General features: G+C 71.7%; 12 protein-coding genes. 7 read left to right on the top strand and 5 right to left on the bottom strand.

The window, feature by feature from the left end; translation table 11 throughout:
* Positions 1 to 311: 311 nt before the first annotated feature.
* Positions 312 to 551, top strand: a complete 240-nt coding sequence (locus H343_RS0105935; protein WP_037902666.1) for a hypothetical protein — start codon at positions 312 to 314, stop codon at positions 549 to 551.
* Between the two features lie 126 nt (positions 552 to 677).
* Here the strand turns inward: H343_RS0105935 and H343_RS0105930 are convergent, their stop codons facing one another.
* Positions 678 to 1,115: a VOC family protein gene (locus H343_RS0105930; protein ID WP_028430394.1), complete on the bottom strand. Its 438-nt coding sequence runs from the start codon at positions 1,113 to 1,115 to the stop codon at positions 678 to 680.
* A gap of 336 nt (positions 1,116 to 1,451) precedes the next feature.
* Here H343_RS0105930 and H343_RS29095 point away from each other — a divergent pair, with 336 nt between their 5' ends.
* The 3 genes from H343_RS29095 to H343_RS0105915 all read left to right on the top strand — a co-directional run bounded on the left by H343_RS29095 (position 1,452) and on the right by H343_RS0105915 (position 4,983).
* Positions 1,452 to 2,144 (top strand): class I SAM-dependent methyltransferase, encoded by a 693-nt coding sequence (locus H343_RS29095; protein ID WP_037902663.1) that lies wholly within the window; start codon positions 1,452 to 1,454, stop codon positions 2,142 to 2,144.
* 231 nt (positions 2,145 to 2,375) lie between these two features.
* The gene (locus H343_RS0105920; protein ID WP_028430393.1) at positions 2,376 to 2,741 is read left to right on the top strand and encodes a hypothetical protein; all 366 of its coding nucleotides are present in this window, start codon (positions 2,376 to 2,378) and stop codon (positions 2,739 to 2,741) included.
* Positions 2,742 to 2,889: 148 nt separating this feature from the next.
* Entirely contained in the window at positions 2,890 to 4,983 is a 2,094-nt protein-coding gene (locus tag H343_RS0105915; protein ID WP_028430392.1) for a PhoX family protein, read from the top strand.
* A 94-nt stretch (positions 4,984 to 5,077) separates the two neighbouring features.
* Here H343_RS0105915 and H343_RS0105910 read toward each other — a convergent pair whose 3' ends face one another.
* Entirely contained in the window at positions 5,078 to 5,929 is an 852-nt protein-coding gene (locus H343_RS0105910; RefSeq protein ID WP_158679514.1) for a hypothetical protein, read from the bottom strand.
* Positions 5,930 to 6,238: 309 nt separating this feature from the next.
* Between H343_RS0105910 and H343_RS0105905 the strand changes: the two genes are divergently transcribed.
* Together H343_RS0105905 and H343_RS0105900 are read left to right on the top strand one after the other, a co-directional pair.
* Positions 6,239 to 6,559 (top strand): DMT family transporter, encoded by a 321-nt coding sequence (locus H343_RS0105905; RefSeq protein WP_028430390.1) that lies wholly within the window; start codon positions 6,239 to 6,241, stop codon positions 6,557 to 6,559.
* 236 nt (positions 6,560 to 6,795) lie between these two features.
* Positions 6,796 to 8,190, top strand: a complete 1,395-nt coding sequence (locus tag H343_RS0105900; protein ID WP_028430389.1) for an FAD-dependent oxidoreductase — start codon at positions 6,796 to 6,798, stop codon at positions 8,188 to 8,190.
* A 67-nt stretch (positions 8,191 to 8,257) separates the two neighbouring features.
* Here the strand turns inward: H343_RS0105900 and H343_RS0105895 are convergent, their stop codons facing one another.
* Entirely contained in the window at positions 8,258 to 9,202 is a 945-nt protein-coding gene (locus H343_RS0105895; RefSeq protein ID WP_028430388.1) for a zinc-binding dehydrogenase, read from the bottom strand.
* A 172-nt stretch (positions 9,203 to 9,374) separates the two neighbouring features.
* Positions 9,375 to 10,319: a D-2-hydroxyacid dehydrogenase family protein gene (locus H343_RS0105885; protein WP_028430387.1), complete on the bottom strand. Its 945-nt coding sequence runs from the start codon at positions 10,317 to 10,319 to the stop codon at positions 9,375 to 9,377.
* Between the two features lie 401 nt (positions 10,320 to 10,720).
* Here H343_RS0105885 and H343_RS0105880 point away from each other — a divergent pair, with 401 nt between their 5' ends.
* Entirely contained in the window at positions 10,721 to 11,527 is an 807-nt protein-coding gene (locus H343_RS0105880; RefSeq protein ID WP_028430386.1) for a class I SAM-dependent methyltransferase, read from the top strand.
* A gap of 92 nt (positions 11,528 to 11,619) precedes the next feature.
* Here H343_RS0105880 and H343_RS0105875 read toward each other — a convergent pair whose 3' ends face one another.
* Positions 11,620 to 12,804 (bottom strand): MFS transporter, encoded by a 1,185-nt coding sequence (locus H343_RS0105875; protein ID WP_028430385.1) that lies wholly within the window; start codon positions 12,802 to 12,804, stop codon positions 11,620 to 11,622.
* Positions 12,805 to 12,895 lie beyond the last annotated feature (91 nt).

The raw sequence follows: 12,895 nt of genomic DNA, 5'->3' as shown, positions 1-12,895 counted from the left end.
CGCCCGTGGCCCGGCGGTTCGGCCGGCGGTGAGGACGGTGTGGGTCCGGTGAAGGTTCTCAACTCCGGTGCGCTGCCTGCCGTGTGACGGCCGATGAACCGGCCGGGCCCGCCTCACGCAGCCCTTTCCCGCAGGCCGAGGCCGTTTCGCGGCCCGGACGTCCCGTCCCGGCATGGTCATGAATAGGAAGATCAAGTGAGGATCATGGGGGAGGCAGGTGTCATGTCTGGCGTAAGCCTCCGCCGGAATGCTCTGATCCCACGACCTCCGGATTACCGGACGGGTGTTCCCGCTCATCGATTGGACACTTCATGCGTAACGCGACTGACCGGATCGAGACTGCCGAGCTCTCCGACGCCGACCTCGACAATGTGTCCGGCGGCGTGGGCGTCAACCTGCCCGGCGGACTCGGCGGCGCCGACGTGGCCGCCGTTCCGGGCGGCGTCGCCGCGAGCGTGGGCGCCAACGTGCCCGGCGTGGGCGGCGTCTCCGGCGCTGTGGGCGCCGGCCTCGACGGTGTCAGCGGCAGCGTCAGCGGCGGTCTGGCCTGATCCAGTTCCGCATCGGGGCCCCGGAGCGCACACGCCGAGTGCGCTCCGGGGCTTCATGCTTGCCGGGCCGGGCCGACCCGGGGCCGACCCGGGCGGGTCCCCGGTCGGGGCGTCGCCGCCCGGCGCTCATCCGGTGGCGAAGACCTGCGAGTCGTCCGCGAACGCCTTGAACTCCAGGGCGTTTCCCGCGGGATCGTGCAGGAACATCGTCCACTGCTCGCCGGGCTCCCCCTCGAAGCGCACGTACGGCTCGATGACGAAGCGGGTGCCGGCGTCGCGCAGCCGGCCGGCCAGCTCGTGGAAGGCGGGGACGCTCAGGATCAGCCCGAAGTGCGGTACGGGCACGTCGTGTCCGTCGACCGGGTTGTGTGCGCCTCCGCCGCGGTGCCCGGGGGCGAGGTGGGTGACGAACTGGTGCCCGTGCAGGTTCCAGTCGGTCCAGCTCGCCGCGCTGCGCCCCTGCTCCAGGCCGAGCACGTCACCGTAGAAGCGGCGTGCGGCCTCCAAGTCGTCGACGGGCATGGCGAGATGGAACCGCGGAACGGGGGAGTCGAGGGTGCTCATCGTTGCGCGCAGCCTTTCTGTTCCGGCGGTAGGTGACGTCCGTGCGTGCCACGAGCCCCGGGCCGGGGGGTGCAGGGCCCCGGGATCGGTGGCGTTTGAAAGGTTCACACGGCGCGCGGGGAGGAGGGAACGGCCACGCGTGTCCGGCCTGCGGCGCAGGCTCCGGGCCCGTCTTCGCGGGCCGTCCGGGGGCCGTTCCGGGGGCCGTTCGCGGGCGGGCTCCGAGAGTGAGGCACGTTCGGGTGAAACGTCCTCGTCCCCGGCCGCCGGGTCAGGGACAGCGCATAGCGTGCCGAACGTGGTGACACTCCCGCATCGCACGCACTGAGGAAGCGCATGCCACTCACGTCGAAGAGCCTTTCCGAGTACTGGGACACGTACAAGCCGCACAAGGGCGAGGGCGAGCCTCCGCCGCCGCAGGTCGACTCCTTCGAGTGGACGCAGCATCCCGGGCACGGCCCAGGCGCCGGATTCCTGGGAGAGCCCCGCACCGCCCTCGAACTGGGCTCGGCCGAGGGCAGGGAGGCCGTCTACCTCGCCCGCAGGGGCGTGGAGGTGACCGCGCTCGACCTCTCTCCCGCTCAGACCGCCCGAGCACGGCTGTGGTGGGAAGGGACTCCCGGCCTCTCGTTCGTCAACGCGGAGGCGTGCGACTACCTTTCCGGCAGTCCGAGCACCTTCGACGCGGTCTACTCCCGGTGGGGGGCCGTGTGGTTCACCGACCCGGAGGAACTGGTCCCGCTCGTGGTCCGGCGGCTCAACCCCGGCGGCGTCTTCGCCTTCTCGCAGGCGGAGCCGATCGAGGGCTACTACGGGCCGCAGGCGATGTACGGCAACGGACTCAGCGGACGCAGGCTCACGGTGCTGCGCTGGTCCTTCTCGCCCGGGATGTGGACGGACGTGCTCAGGAGCAGCGGGTTCACCTCCGTCGAGGCCCGCGTCCTTCCCGCGCCGGAACCCGACCACGTGGGCACGCTCATGGTGCGGGCGAAGGCGCCCGCGAAGTCCCCCGCACGGCGGCGCCGTTAGCCGGTGTCGCCACCCGGACGCCGTCCAGGGCGGCGTCCGGACCCCGGCGCTGACACACGTTGGTGCCTCAGCCCTCGGGGCGTCGCCCGTCCCCAGGCGGCTGTCCGCGCGGGAGCCGTGACGGGGCGGCTTGGGATGCCGCTTGGGACGCCACTGCCGGACGCCACTGCCGGACGCGGCTTCGAACGGGCGGCCGGAACTGGGATCGCGGGCAAGGCGTCCCTGAGTGGCATGAGGCAGCGTGAGGAGCAGGTCCCCGCCGTCACCGGTTGCCTGCTGGCGTTCGTCGCAGCGGGGGCCGGCTTCGCCGTGTGGTTCCGCGGCGCGGGGCCCGCTGTGCGCGGGTCGTTCGAGGGGCAGCGCGAGTGGAGCTTCGTGTACATCGAGCTGCCGTGCGTGCTCGTGGGGTTTCCCCTGGTCACCGTTCTCGCGTGGGCCTGGATGCGTGCCGCGCTGCGTGGCCGGACGGGGCGCACCATGCGCAACGTCGTCTCCGGCGCGGTCGTGGTCCTGACGCTGGTGGTGTCCGGGCTGTCCGCCGACGCCTGGCTGGCCCACCGCGTGGACGGCCTGGAACGGCTCCATCAGGAGGAATGACGGGCTGCGGCGGCCCGGTCCGCCTTTCGCTGCTCCCGTCCGCGAATGCGATGGCGGTTCACCGACGGTTCACCTCGCGGTCGCTCCCCGGCGGGCAGGAGCCCATAGCGTCCACGTGCAGACACGGGAGACCCGGAGGGGACGGACCATGCGCAAGCTGCTTCCGATGCTCGGCTCGCACCAGGGCGGAAGGTCGGCCATGACGTGCCGGTACCGCTGCGGCGACGCCTGCTTCCACGAGGCGCCCAACACCAGCGCCAACGAGTACGCCGGGGACGTCATCGCCCGTGCCCTCTCACGTCGCACGATGCTGCGAGCCGGCGCCGTCGCGGGCGTCGTGGCCGCCGCCGGTACGGGCGCCTGCAGCGGCCCCAGCGGCAGCGCGGCCGCCGCCACGCACCTGCGGGACGAGGCCAGGGGCAAGCCCGCGAAGGGACTGCGGTTCACGCCCGTCGACCCGAACACCGACGACAAGGTCACCGTCCCCGAGGGCTACGAGCAGAACGTCGTGATCCGCTGGGGCGAACCGATCCTGCGCGGCGCTCCCGACTTCGACCCGGAGAAGCAGACCGCCAAGGCGCAGGCGGGGCAGTTCGGTTACAACAACGACTTCCTCTCGCTGCTCCCGCTCGACGGCGAGGACGGTAAGGACGGCGAACGCGGTGGCGCACGGCGCCAGTTGATGGTCGTCAATCACGAATACACCGACGAGGCACTGATGTTCGCGGGCTACGACGCGGACGACCCCACACGGGAGCAGGCCGAGATCGGCTGGGCGGCGCACGGGCTGTCCGTCGTCGTCGTGGAGGGCGAGCGCGGCTCGGGAGCGCTGAAGGCCGTACCGCGCCACCGCCTCAACCGTCGTATCACCGCCACGACACCCTTCGAGGTCACAGGCCCCGCGGCGGGCAGTCCCCTGCTGCGCACCACCGCCGACCCCGAGGGCCGTACCGTCCTGGGCACACTCAACAACTGCGCGGGCGGCACCACTCCGTGGGGCACGACGCTGCACGGTGAGGAGAACGTCGACCAGTACTTCGCCAACACCGAGAAGGTGAAGGACGACGAGCACCGCAAGCGCCTCGAGCGGTACGCCCTCAAGGGCACCGACACCGAGCGCAAGTGGGAACGCTTCGACGACCGCTTCGACGTCACCGAAGAGCCCTACGAGCCGCATCGCTTCGGCTGGGTCGTCGAACTCGACCCGTACGACCCGGACTCCACACCCCGCAAGCGCACCGCCCTCGGCCGCTTCAAGCACGAGGCCGCCCAGCCGCGGCTGACGCGCGACGGCCGCGCCGTGGTCTACATGGGCGACGACGAACGCTTCGAGTACCTCTACAAGTTCGTGTCCTCGAAACGGATGCGGCGCGGCAGGAGCCGTGCCGACCGCGAGCACAACCTGACGCTGCTGGACGAGGGCACGCTCTACGTCGCGAAGCTGACCGGCGACAGCCCCGAGGAGGAGATCGACGGGTCCGGCGAACTCCCTTCGGACGACAAGGAGTTCGACGGACGCGGCAAGTGGATTCCGCTGGTCACCGGTGACCGCTCCCATGTGGAGGGCATGACGGCGGACGAGGTCCACGTCTTCACCCGCATCGCCGGTGACAAGGTCGGCGCCACGAAGATGGACCGCCCCGAGGACGTCGAGGCCAGCCCCCGCACGGGACGCGTCTACGCGGCCCTCACCAACAACACCGACCGCGGCGCCTCCGGCAAGGCGGGCCCCGACGAGGCCAACCCGCGCGACGGCAACAAGCACGGACAGATCCTGGAGTTCGCCGAGAGGGGCGACGACCCGGCCGCGCGCGGCTTCACCTGGCGGCTGTTCCTCGTGTGCGGCGACCCGGAGGACCCCTCCACCTACTTCGGCGGCTTCCCCAAGGATCAGGTCAGCCCGATCTCCTGTCCGGACAACGTCGCCTTCGACGCGTACGGCAACCTGTGGCTCTCCACGGACGGCAACGAACTCGGCTCGCACGACGGCCTGTTCGGCGTCGCCACGACCGGCCCCAGGCGCGGCGAGGTGCGTCAGTTCCTCACCGTGCCGACCGGTGCCGAGACCTGCGGGCCGATCGTGCAGGAGCGGCGCGTGCTCGTCGCCGTACAGCACCCGGGCGAGGTGGACGGGGCGAGCGTGGAGGACCCCGCCTCGTCGTGGCCCGACGGGAAGGGCGCGTACGTACGGCCGTCCGTCGTCAGCGTGTGGCGTGCGGACGGCCGTGACATCGGCGTCTAGCGCTGTGACCGGGGAAGGTTCACCGGCTCGGAAGGTTCACCGGCTCGCGACGCCCGGCAGACCTTCCCGGCCTCATCACCGGCTGTACTGAGCTCTAGGACAATCCCGTCGGGGTCTGCTGCCCCCGCTCGGGGCCCCCGGCGCCGTCGGTGCCGGGGGGCCAGTCCTCAGAGTGCGCCAGCACCTGGACCAGGAACTGCTGGGCGGCGTCCAGCAGTGCCCGGTCGTCGGCCCACAGGCCGAACTCCAGGTTCCGGCGGGAGCGTTCGGTGCCGTTGGCGCTGCCCAGCCACAGCCGGTGCGGGGTGAACTCCGCGACGTCGGCGGCCTTGCCCAGCGTCGCCTCGTCGTGCCACCACAGCTCACCCAGCAGCATCATCTTCGTGTGCAGGGTCGGCACGGGGCCGTTGCCGTCGCCGTCCTCGCTGTCCTCGCTGGCGTCCCTGCCGTCTCTGCCCTCGCCGTTCCCGACGTCCTGGTCCGCGCCGCCCGAGGCTCCGCCGCGGATCGTCCTCAGCGCGGGGAGCCGTACGTCCTCCATCGGGTTGGTGGGTCCGACGCGTGGGGCACGGCCTCTGCGGGCGAGCACCAACTCCGGCAGGCCCGGCACGGCTCCGGCCGGGAAGCCCGCTCCCCGCTTCACCACGTCCTGGAACCGGTTGACCTCCGCCTGACCCTTCACCGGCAGCTTGCGCACCACGACGCAGGCCGCGGGGAAGCCGGCGATGCGCTCCAGCAACTCCCCGTCGTCCAGCCGCTTGAACGCGCCCAGCATCGCCGGGCCCAGGCTGCGCGACCGCCTCGGCTGCCGCTCAAGTCCCGCGCGGTAGGCGTCGATCCCGTCGACCAGGCCGCTGAGGACACGTGTGCCGAACATCCCCTCGCAGGCGCCGCCCTCCCTCCAAGTGGACCGTTTGTCGAAGCTGTTCGGAAACGATGCAGTCAATTCCGCCCCCTGCTCCCTCGGATCGCCCCCGTAAGTTCCCAGAATCGGACGAAGTACTTACCCGGCGCCACGGTGCACCGGAGCCGCATCGAGGCGAAGCGGCGGGGGCTCGGCCCGGGCTTCGAGGGGAGACCGCCCAGGGAGGGGACCACCCGGGCCGCCCCGCCGAGCGCGAGTCAGATTACGGGGCACTCCGCGCGCCCCCGCACGCGCCCTCGTCCGAGCCGCCGTGGCTGTGGCGACGTCCCCGGGCGTCTGTGGTCGACTGGGACGTCTCGTACATGACGGCGGCGGAAGTGAGCGGAGCTGATGGGCCTCGCCTGGGTGGTTCTGATCATCTCGGGGGTGCTGGAGACCGTGTGGGCCGCAGCGCTCGAAGCCTCCGGAGTGCTGCACAAGCTGTGGCCTTCGGTGCTCTTTCTCGTCTCCCTCGCGATGAGCATGGCGGGCCTGGCCTATGCGGTGGTGCACATCCCGCTCGGCACCGCCTACGGCGTGTGGGTGGGGATCGGTGCCGTCGGGACAGCCGTCTACGGAATGGCGGTGCTCGGGGATCCCGTGACGGCGGCCCGCCTGCTGTGCCTGCTGCTGATCGTCGGAGGGGTCGTGGGGCTCAAGCTGCTGCCCTGAGGTCCCTGAGGTCCCTGAGGTCCCTGAGGTCCCTGAGGTGCCTGAGGCCCCTGAGGTCCCGCCGTCCCGGGATCCGTGCGAGATCGATCCCCTCCGCCGGATGTCCCTCCTCCGCCGGATGCCGCTCCGCCGTGCGCCGCCCCCGTCCCCGTGCGAGCCTTTTCGCACGGTATCGCCGCGTCCGTCACAGCTCCGCGCGGTGCCGACCCGGCGAACGAGGGTGAGTGACCCCGGACATGGACAGACCCAGAGTGATCGTCGTGGGCGGCGGCTTCGCCGGCGTGGCGTGCGCGCGCGGGCTGGAGCGCGAACTCGGCGAGGGGGAGGCGGAGATCTCGCTCGTCACCCCCGACGACTACCAGCTCTACCTGCCGCTGCTCCCCCAAGTGGCCTCCGGGGTGCTCACGCCGCAGGCGGTCGCGCCCTCCCTGCGCCGCCTCCTGCGCCGTACGCGCATCGTGCCGGGCCGCGCGGTCGGCGTGGACACCGAGGCGAGGGTGTGCGTCGTACGCCTGATCAACGGCGAGCTGAGCGACCGGCGTTACGACTTTCTGGTGCTCACGCCGGGAAGCGTCACCCGTACCTTCGACATCCCCGGCCTCGCCCGGCAGGGGCGGGGCATGAAGACACTGGCGGAGGCGGCATACATCCGCGACCATGTGATCGCTCAGCTCGATCTGGCCGCCGTCACGCGCGACGAGGCCGAGCGCGCGGCCCGTCTCCGCTTCGTCGTGGTCGGCGGCGGCTACGCGGGCACGGAGACCGTCGCGCACCTCCAGAAGCTGACGAACGCCGCCGCGAGCCGTTACCGCCGACTCGACCCCCGGTGGATCGAGTGGCACCTCGTCGACCACGCCCCGAAGCTGATGCCGGAGCTGGGCGACCGGCTCGGCCGCAAGGCTCTGAAGACCGTCACCGCGCGCGGTACCCGGGTCTCGCTCGGCGTCTCCGTCGACGCTGTGACCGACGGAAAGGTCACCCTGACCGACGGACGTGTCCTGCCGAGCCACACTCTCATCTGGACGGCGGGCGTCACCGCGAGTCCGCTCGTGGCCACCCTCGACGCCGAGACGGCCCGCGGACGCCTGGTGGTACGGGCCGACCTGACGGTGCCCGGCAGGGACGGCGTTCTCGCCCTCGGTGACGCGGCGGCCGTACCGGACCTCTCCCGCGGTGACGCCGACACCGCCGGCACCGCCGGCGCCGCGGTCTGTCCGCCCACCGCCCAGCACGCCATGCGCCAGGGCCGGCAGGGCGCCCGCAATGTCGCCGCCCTCCTGCGGGGCATGCCGGCACGGCCGTATGCGCACAGGGATCTCGGACTCGTCGTCGACCTCGGTGGCAGGGACGCCGTCGCCCGCCCCTTCGGAGCCGAACTCACGGGCCTGCCCGCCCAGTTGGTCACCCGTGGCTACCATCTGGCGGCTCTGCGCACGGGCAGTGCCCGCGCCCGTACGATCGCCGACTGGCTGCTCAACGCGACCGCGGGCAACGACTTCGTCCGTACGGGATTCCTGGCCCACGGCCCCGTCACGCTCTCCGAGTTCGAGCTGACGGACACCTACCCGAGCCGGGAGCGCATCCATGAACTCGCCTCGGACGCCTCGCTGCCCGGTGATCGCGAGAGCTGAGAGCGCCGGAGCCGGGACGGCGCCGGAGCCGGGACGGACACCCGGGGGAGCACCCCGTGGCACCCGCTCAGGGCAGCAGCACCAGCTTGCCCCCCGGGTGGCCCTCCAACAGCAGGCGGTGGGCCTCGGCCGCCTCCGCCAGTGGGTAGGTACGGGCGACCACGACCTCCAGTTCGCCGTGCTGCGCCAGCGGGAGCAGGTGCTGCCACGCCTCGGCCCTGATCCGGGTGCCCGGGTCGGCGTTCGGGGCGCCGCCGATCAGCTTGATGCCGGTGTCGCCGCGGTCGAACGCCAGGATGGAGACGATCCGTCCGCGGTCCTTCACCAGATCGAGGGAAACATCGATTGCTTCCCTCGTTCCGGCAGTGTCCACCACGGCGTCCACGCCGTCCGGCGCCGCCTCGCGCACCCGCTCGGCGAGTCCTTCCCCGTACGTCAGCGGCGTCGCGCCGTACCGCTCCAGCATGTCCTGGTGCGCCTCGCTCGCGGTGCCCAGTACCGTCGCGCCCACCGCGACCGCGATCTGCACGGTGAGCAGGCCCACCCCGCCGGACGCTCCGTGCACGAGCACGGTGTCACCTTCGCGCACGCGGACGGTCGACAGGGCGTGCACCGCGACCGACCCGGTCAGCAGCAGACCCGCCGCGGCCTCCCAGGGCAGCTCGGCCGGTTTGTGGACGACACCCGCCACCGGCACCGTCAGTTCCGTCGCGTAGGCGCCGGGAGCCGGGTGGGCGATCACCTCGTCCCCCACCGACAGCGCACCGTCCGGCCCTTCGGCGCCCTCGCCGACCGCTGTCACCACACCCGCCAGCTCCAGTCCGACGGGCATCGGCAGCGCCGAGGGGTCGTCCCCGAACGCACCGCTGTAGAGCTTGTGGTCCAGCGGGTTCACGCCGATGGCCATCGCACGCAGCGACACTTCTCCCGGGCCCGGTGCCGGGACTTCGGTCTCCTCCACGGACAGCACTTCCGGCCCGCCGTAGGAGCCGGCCACCACTCGCTTCGCCATTTCCGGCCTCCTGTGACTCACGTGGAACTATTCCACCGAGCCGCCCGTCCCGCGCGCCGGAATGTCCCCCCGTACGGCCGTCCGTGACGGCTGCCCGTGAAGGCCGTACGGGAGGAGGGCCGCAGGGAGGGCCGCACGGAGGGCCGCACGGAGGGCCGTACGCGCGCGGCGGTCAGGGTGTGAGCGTGCGCAGGGGCGTTCCGGCGAGGAAGGCGGCGACGTCCTCCGCGGCCTGGCCGTAGAAGATGCGGTAGGTCTCCTCGGTGACATAGCCGATGTGCGGGGTGAGGACGGTGCGGGGAGCCGTACGCAGCAGGTCGTCGGCCGGCAGCGGCTCGACGTCGTAGACGTCCAGGCCGGCGCCGGCGATGGTTCCCTCGTGCAGGGCCTGGATGAGCGCGTTCGTGTCGATCAGCCCGCCGCGTGAGGTGTTGACCAGGTACGCGGTGGGCTTCATCCAGGACAGCTCCTCGCGTCCCACCAGCCCCGCGCTGCGTTCGCTGAGCTTGTAGTGCACGCTCACGATGTCGGCCTGCGAGAAGAGGGCCTGCTTGCTGACGGCTTCGGCTCCGCGTTCACCGGCGGTGGCCGGATCGAGGTTCTCGCTCCAGGCCAGTACGCGCATGCCGAAGGCGTTGCCGACAGCGGCGACGCGTGAGCCGAGCCGCCCCAGCCCGACCACGCCGAGCGTGCGTCCGTGGAGGTCGCCGCCGATGGTGTTCTGCCACTGCCCCTCACGCATGCCCGTCGACTCGGCCGGGATGTTGCGCATCAGGGAGAGGATGAGTCCCCAGGTGAGTTCGGGCGTCGCGACGGCCGGGCTGTTCGTGCCGCAGACCGTCACGCCGTGGCGCTCCGCGGCGGCCAGGTCGATGGCGGCGTTCGCCATGCCGGTGGTCACCAGCAGCCGCAGGTTCGGCAGCCGGGCGAAGCGCTCCTCCGTGAACGGTGTGCGTTCGCGCATCGCGACGACCGCGTCATAGCCGTGCAGGGCCTCGACCAGAGCGTGGGTGTCGGCCAAATGCTCATGCAGGAAGACGACTTCGGCGTCGAGGCTCTGCCACTCGGCGAAATGGTGGGCGGCCTGCTGGTAGTCGTCCAGTACGGCGACGCGCACGTTCGCTCCTTCCTGCCGGGGGGTGTGAGGACTGTTTCGCTTCCGTGGACCCTAACCCCGCCCGACTCGGGCGCCGCCGGGCAGTACCGCAGCAGGAGTCTCCGAACGGGGCGAGGAGACCGGCCCGCGCACGGAACACCCGGCGGACGCCCGGCGGAAGGGAACCACCGGGCGTACCGGCCGGTCTCTTGACGGCTCACGCACCGGCCCCGCACGCAGTGGTCGCGGAACGCACGTACACCCGCGCGCCGTTCGCACGAAACGCCCGGCATCCGGCCTCCGCCTCCCGGCGCGCCGCTGCCATACGCTCGCGGCGAACGTGTCCGACATGGCGGACGATTCGGCGTTTCCTCCGCCGGCGGGCCGCCGAAGACACCACATCACCGAAGGAGTACGTCCCCATGCCCAAGAAGACCCCGCGCTCTCTGGCGGCCAACCGCGCACGGCTGTCGCACAAGGTCTCCTACGCACTGCGGAACCCGGCACGGGTCACCCCCTACCTGCGCCGGGCCCTCCGGGACCGGTGGCTGAGGCTCAAGCACCCGGACCATGTCGACTACTACCGGGCGGTGATGGCCTCGGACACCGCCGGCAATCCGGAGGCGGCGGTGGGAAGCCGCAGTCACGACCGGTGGCTCGCGCTGGGTCAGATGCAGTTCGACTTCCTCCTGGAGCACGGGCTGCAGAAGGAGCACCGCATGCTCGACATCGGCTGCGGCAACCTCCGTGCCGGCTGGAGGTTCATCCAATACCTCGACGCCGGGAACTACTACGGCATCGACATCTCCCCGGACATCCTCATCTCCGCCAAGAAGACCCTTGTCGATTACGAACTGCAGGACAAGCTGCCCCACTTGACCATCACACGAGACCTGACACTCGACTTCCTGCCCAGCGGCCACTTCGACGTCGTGCACGCGCACAGCGTCTTCTCCCACTCGCCGGCCGAGATCATCGACCAGTGCCTGGCCAACGTCGGCCGGGTCCTCGCACCCCGCGGCTTCTTCGACTTCACCTTTGACCGTACGGAGGGTGCCGAACACCAGGTGCTGCGCGAGGACTTCTACTACCGGACCGAGACCCTGACCGCGCTTGCCGAGAAGCACGGGCTGAGCGCCCGCTTCATGGACGACTGGGAGAAGCTGCCCCACGGGCAGTCCAAGATCCGCGTGACTCACGGGGACGGCCCCGCGGGGGTCGGCAGTTAGGCGGTGTCCGGGCGGTACGGCGGGACGGGAGGGCGGACAGGAAGGGGTGCCCTCCTCGCGCCCGTGCCCCGGCTTGCGCCTCGCGCCGCCGCTCAGACGAGTTCCCGCTCCGCGGCGGACCGCGGGGTGTCCTGGCCCTTGCGCACCGCGAGGGCCGCGGGCGTGATCAGTGCGGCCAGCAGCCCGACGAGGCCGAGTGAGACCGTGAGACTCGTGAGCGAGGCGACCCCGCCGATCAGCGGCGGGCCACCGAGGAATCCCGCGTAGGCGATGGTCGTCACGAAGCCGAGCTCGCGTTCGCCGCCGCGTCCGTCCGCACGTCGCCCGGCGTCACCGGCGAGTGCCATCGCCGTCGGGAAGCAGAAGGCCAGGCCCACCCCGGCGACGGCGAACCCGGCGTAGGCCACGGCCCCCGCCGGCACCACCGCCGTGGCGATCAGCCCGGTGGCCGCGACGAGTCCGCTGCCCGCAAGGACACGGTGGGGTCCGAAGCGCCGTTCCACCCGCTCGCCGACCAGCCTGGTCACCGCCATCGTCACGCAGAAGACCGAGTAGGCGGTGGCGGCGACCGATTCGGTGAGGGCGCGCTCGCGTACCAGGAACAGCGCCGACCACTCCGCGCACGTACCTTCGGCGACCGCCGCGCACAGCGCCACCGCCGCGAGCAGCCACAGCCGCCCGCGGAAGACGACGTCCTTGTAGGAGCCCTCGGCGCGCTCCTCCGGCTCCGGCCGCTCCCCCGGCACCGCGCGCCCCGCGATCAGCAGCGTCAGCAGCCCGGCCACCGCCACGAAGCAGAAGTGCTGGGCGGGAGCGAGGGCAAGCGCGGCGGCCAGAGCGGCGCCCAGCGACCCGAACAGCCCGCCGATGCTGAAGCCCGCGTGGAAGAACGGCATCAGCGGCCGGTCCAGTTCCCGTACGACGGCGACGGCCGCGACGTTCATCGCCACGTCCACCGCTCCCATGAGGGCGCCCAGGCCGGCCAGTGCGAGCCCCAGCGTCAGCACGGACTGCGCCAGCCCCAGCAGAGGCAGCATCAGGCAGGCCCCGGTGAGCGAGGCGAAGATCACGGAGCGTGCGCCCCAGGCGGCGCAGGCCCGCGCCGCCAGCGGCGCGGTGATGATCATGGCGATGCTGGGGCCGAGCAACGCCAGCCCGAGAGCGCCGGGTTCGGCGCCGACCTGTGAGGCGAGCGCGGGCACCCGGGCCGCCCAGGCTCCGTAGAGACCGCCGTTCACGATGAACACCACGGCCACGCCGGTGCGTTGGGAAACCACTTGTACCGCCCTTTCCTCCTGGGGGGTCCGCGAGCGGTCAGGCTATGGGTACGTGCGGGATTCCGCCGAATCCCCCCTCCAGAGATCAACA

The sequence above is a fragment of the Streptomyces sp. TAA204 genome (assembly GCF_000424965.1).
This window is presented reverse-complemented; position numbering and strand designations above follow the sequence as displayed.

Excerpts from the sequence above, each read along its gene's own strand:
- H343_RS0105895 (WP_028430388.1), bottom strand. The coding sequence starts at position 9,202 with ATGGCGAAGCGAGTGGTGGCCGGCTCCTACGGCGGGCCGGAAGTGCTG.
- H343_RS0105900 (WP_028430389.1), top strand. The coding sequence starts at position 6,796 with ATGGACAGACCCAGAGTGATCGTCGTGGGCGGCGGCTTCGCCGGCGTG.
- H343_RS0105935 (WP_037902666.1), top strand. The coding sequence starts at position 312 with ATGCGTAACGCGACTGACCGGATCGAGACTGCCGAGCTCTCCGACGCC.
- H343_RS0105920 (WP_028430393.1), top strand. The coding sequence starts at position 2,376 with ATGAGGCAGCGTGAGGAGCAGGTCCCCGCCGTCACCGGTTGCCTGCTG.
- H343_RS29095 (WP_037902663.1), top strand. The coding sequence starts at position 1,452 with ATGCCACTCACGTCGAAGAGCCTTTCCGAGTACTGGGACACGTACAAG.
- H343_RS0105930 (WP_028430394.1), bottom strand. The coding sequence starts at position 1,115 with ATGAGCACCCTCGACTCCCCCGTTCCGCGGTTCCATCTCGCCATGCCC.
- H343_RS0105880 (WP_028430386.1), top strand. The coding sequence starts at position 10,721 with ATGCCCAAGAAGACCCCGCGCTCTCTGGCGGCCAACCGCGCACGGCTG.
- H343_RS0105905 (WP_028430390.1), top strand. The coding sequence starts at position 6,239 with ATGGGCCTCGCCTGGGTGGTTCTGATCATCTCGGGGGTGCTGGAGACC.
- H343_RS0105915 (WP_028430392.1), top strand. The coding sequence starts at position 2,890 with ATGCGCAAGCTGCTTCCGATGCTCGGCTCGCACCAGGGCGGAAGGTCG.